Source organism: Capnocytophaga sp. oral taxon 863 str. F0517, from assembly GCF_000466425.1.
In the GTDB taxonomy this organism is placed as follows: domain Bacteria; phylum Bacteroidota; class Bacteroidia; order Flavobacteriales; family Flavobacteriaceae; genus Capnocytophaga.
Map to the genome: position 1 here is coordinate 1 of NZ_KE992101.1, position 3,503 is coordinate 3,503.

Sequence of the window (3,503 nt, forward strand, 5' to 3'; positions counted from 1 at the left end):
TTTCTGAACGTTTTGGAAAGGTATTGCAGAAAAGGCAATCTACCACGATTAACCGCAATGACACCTCTACCTCCATATCTACACAATTGGATAGTTTAATTCCTGCCAGCAAAATATCCAATCTTACTCAAGGGATGTTCGTTGGGGCAGTCTCTGACAACTTTGACGAGCGTATTGAGCAGAAGATATTCCACGCTCAGATTATAGTAGATAACAAGAAAGTAGCTGCTGAGACCAAAGCCTACCAGAAAATCCCTGAAGTCCTATCCTTTACCGATGCCAACGGCAACGACACTACCAAAGAACAGGTAGAAGCCAATTACCGTCAAATAAAGTTAGATGTCGTTGAAATCATTGAACGCGAAAAAGAACGCATCGCCAACGATCCTGAGCTGAGGTATTTGGTGGAGAAGGAGGGATAAATACTGTTACTTAGATATAATGATTTTCTCCACAAAATCTATACTACCAACCTCATCAGGAGAGCGGTAATCGATAGATCCTTCATTAGTCATACGATTAAAGGTAATATGAACTTCGTAAGATCTATTCCTCCTACTCCATTGTTTTGAATCACCAGGGTCATCATAGTATGCACCTTCAAGCCCCAATTGTTTTACCATTTTATCCCAATCAGTTGCTTTTAGTTGTGAGAAATCACAAGTATTTCCATTATAAGTGATTTTTCCTTTAAAAGCACCTTTGGGAAGACTTCTTGTGTAATCTTCATAGTCCTTTTTCTCTGCTGCTATGGCTTTTGGCTGGCTATTAGGTTTATTTTTGCTAAAAGGACTCCTTATGGCTCGCATAGGTAGAGGGAATATACAAATTCTTGCAATAGTATCGCTTGTACCTCGTGTAGAAATATTAAAGCCTAATTCATCCCATATATAAAAAGTAGATAGCACTTTCTCTGGGTATTCCTTCACATACAAGCTATCATACATTCCTTGTGCTCTTATCATCTCTTTTTCTGAGGAGTATTCGGTGGCGCTTATATCTACATTCTCGTAGTCTTCTTTACTCTTGAAAAAACGAATACCACCATCATCTTCACTATACCAATAAGCCAGAGCTCCTTTTTTCCAATACCAACGCTTTGAAATAGAGGTGTTTTCAATCATTTCTTCTTTTCTATAAGGTACATTGATGATTCCTATCAACTCCTGTATTGAGTTTGTTAAAAGGAACTGCTTCCCGTTGTAGTACAATATAGTATCTTCTTCCACACGGAAGTGATTTCCTGTATCAGAAGTGTAGTTTTTAGTACTGAGTGTATCAATATTAGGACTGTTAGATGAATATCCTGTAAATTGTTGGCAACTAACAGATAGAATAGAAAATAGGTATATAATATTTCTCATATTACAATATAATTTTAATGATTATGATGGACTTTTGTATTTAATAGATTAGAATCCATATTCTTTTTTTTCATAATCCAATATATACAAAAAAAAAGAAATAAAGATATAGAACAAGGAAAAATTGAATGATCTATTACGTATTCTTCAATCTCTCTTTCTGAAAAAGTTGACCAACAAGCTTCTCTATTTGTAAATTCTATTTTATTGATATAAAGCCAAAAAAATAATAAAACAAATAATGATGTATATTTATCATAAGACTTAAAAATATAACTATTAAAAAACATAATTATAAATTGAATTGGCATAAATCTAAATATCCCTGAAATGACATCATTACTTAAGTCATCACAATAGGAACCATCAGGAAGGAATATTACCATTTGTATACTTCCTACAAAAATAGATAGTATAGCTATTTTAAAACTTCTCTTTATATTTTTCATTTCTTTGGAGTATATTTATAGAATGTATCAGGAACAGAATCTGGGGTCGTACCTGGTTTAACATCAATGTAAGCGCCATTAATATTCCATACTGCTCCATCAATTATCTCTTGATGTGCTCTATATTTAGAAAATTCTTTCATATCATCAGGATCTGGTAGCATATCATATAAATCTGATTTAAAATTTTCCCATATATTTTCTCCACTATCATGATCAGATTCGTATGTTCTTCTATGTGCTATTGTTCCCCAAGTATTTTTGTAATCTGTTTTTCTCATATATGCAAAAACTGTTATTTTTCCTATATTTGCCATATGTTGAGCTAAGCTATTATTTTTCTTAGGGTCAGTTATTCCCGTAGTTGATGAAACTCCAATTCCTGTTCTACAAGCATATGAATACAATTCTGTTCTGTTATTATCTAAAAAAAATATTATTATCAATTTTAGAAAAAGAAGATTTATCTAATTTTTGTTCATTTATCTTATTGTCATAATCAAAAGCTATCACACCTTCATGTTCATTATTTTTTTCATATACATACCCATGAGAATATATAAAAATACTTTTTACCTTTCTGATACTTTTATCTTTTTTATTACTAATATCTCCTGAGTTTATGATATTTATAACATCATCAATAGTATTGACCCTTTGACATTCTACTCTTTTATTATGATAAATAGCTGAAAGTTCTATCTTTGATAATTGATCTTCTGTATAACTTCCAGTAAATATAATAAAGCGTACAAAAGGATATTTAGCAAATTTAGTACGTAATTTTCTTATCCCCATAGCGGGAAATATTAATTCTTTCTTCTTATTTTCTGTTCCTATAATTATTAAAACTTCTTCTCTTATTATTTTTGTTTTCACACTAATTTTCTCTACAGGCTCTTTAAGATAAGGCATTACACTAATTTCTTTTCCTGCCCATTCTTCTTTTATAGTTAACACTAGTTTTTCGCCTTTTTCTTTTAAAACCTCTTGTTTATCATCAATTTTAATAGCCCATTGTATACGATTCTTATCAGCTTCAGTTACTTTTTCAGAGAAATTATATTGCGTAACTTTATAAGTTACCTTCTGATTAGGTGATACATCTCCTTTAGGTTCGCTCTCTACTTTTGTAATAAGAAGAGTGCCTCCTTTTCCTCTAAAATCCATTTTCTCAGGATTAGTCCCAATAATGACCTTCTCAGCATTGACAAAATCATTTTTACCAGCAGCTGTGATAATAGTATCACCCTCTGTATACATCTTATAATCACCTCCTGTGATTTTAGTATATACTCCTCCTACAATTCTTGTTCTACTCATAATTATGACATTCTTGTATTTTCACCACCATTTATACGAACTTTTTGCTGCGAGTGGTTTTCTATAGCACCTTCAGAATTTACGACCATACCTCCTGTGCTGTTTTCTGTTCTCACATTTTTTGTTTCACTATGCAAATCTCCCTCAATCACCTCAGTTAAAGCACCATTCACATATACAAACATATCTCCACAAACATCCGTTTTCTTAGCCTTTCCAGCTGTTTCTGTGATATTTACATTAGCATCTAAATCAATGCTATCACTTGCCTTTAAGTTGATGTTCTTAGCAGTGATATTAATTGTCTCAGGAGCAGAAATCTCAATATTTTTCCCTTGAGTATCTAACTTAATCACATTGCCATTCT

At 32.2% G+C, this 3,503-nt stretch carries 4 protein-coding genes and 2 pseudogenes; 1 reads left to right on the plus strand and 5 read right to left on the minus strand.

The window, feature by feature from the left end; translation table 11 throughout:
* Window positions 1-422 (plus strand): annotated as a pseudogene (locus HMPREF1551_RS03305) (conjugal transfer protein TraG); the annotation flags it as partial.
* Window positions 423-428: 6 nt separating this feature from the next.
* Here HMPREF1551_RS03305 and HMPREF1551_RS03310 read toward each other — a convergent pair.
* From HMPREF1551_RS03310 to HMPREF1551_RS13820, 5 genes and pseudogenes are all read right to left on the minus strand, one after another.
* The gene (locus HMPREF1551_RS03310; RefSeq protein WP_034544229.1) at window positions 429-1,364 is read right to left on the minus strand and encodes a hypothetical protein; all 936 of its coding nucleotides are present in this window, start codon (window positions 1,362-1,364) and stop codon (window positions 429-431) included.
* A 14-nt stretch (window positions 1,365-1,378) separates the two neighbouring features.
* A complete protein-coding gene (locus tag HMPREF1551_RS03315; RefSeq protein ID WP_021627614.1) occupies window positions 1,379-1,813 on the minus strand; it encodes a hypothetical protein in 435 nt (144 codons plus the stop codon).
* Complete coding sequence (locus HMPREF1551_RS14135; RefSeq protein WP_021627615.1) at window positions 1,810-2,259, minus strand: hypothetical protein; 450 nt, start codon at window positions 2,257-2,259, stop codon at window positions 1,810-1,812. Before HMPREF1551_RS14135 ends, HMPREF1551_RS03315 begins: the two co-directional genes overlap by 4 nt.
* Window positions 2,234-3,136, minus strand: a complete 903-nt coding sequence (locus tag HMPREF1551_RS03320) for a hypothetical protein (RefSeq protein ID WP_021627616.1) — start codon at window positions 3,134-3,136, stop codon at window positions 2,234-2,236. The genes HMPREF1551_RS14135 and HMPREF1551_RS03320 overlap by 26 nt, the downstream gene beginning before the upstream one ends.
* A 2-nt stretch (window positions 3,137-3,138) precedes the next feature.
* Window positions 3,139-3,503, minus strand: a pseudogene (locus HMPREF1551_RS13820) (hypothetical protein); the annotation flags it as partial.

Coding starts and splice junctions, on each gene's coding strand:
- HMPREF1551_RS03315 (WP_021627614.1), bottom strand. CDS start 1,813: ATGAAAAATATAAAGAGAAGTTTTAAAATAGCTATACTATCTATTTTT.
- HMPREF1551_RS03310 (WP_034544229.1), bottom strand. CDS start 1,364: ATGAGAAATATTATATACCTATTTTCTATTCTATCTGTTAGTTGCCAA.
- HMPREF1551_RS03320 (WP_021627616.1), bottom strand. CDS start 3,136: ATGAGTAGAACAAGAATTGTAGGAGGAGTATATACTAAAATCACAGGA.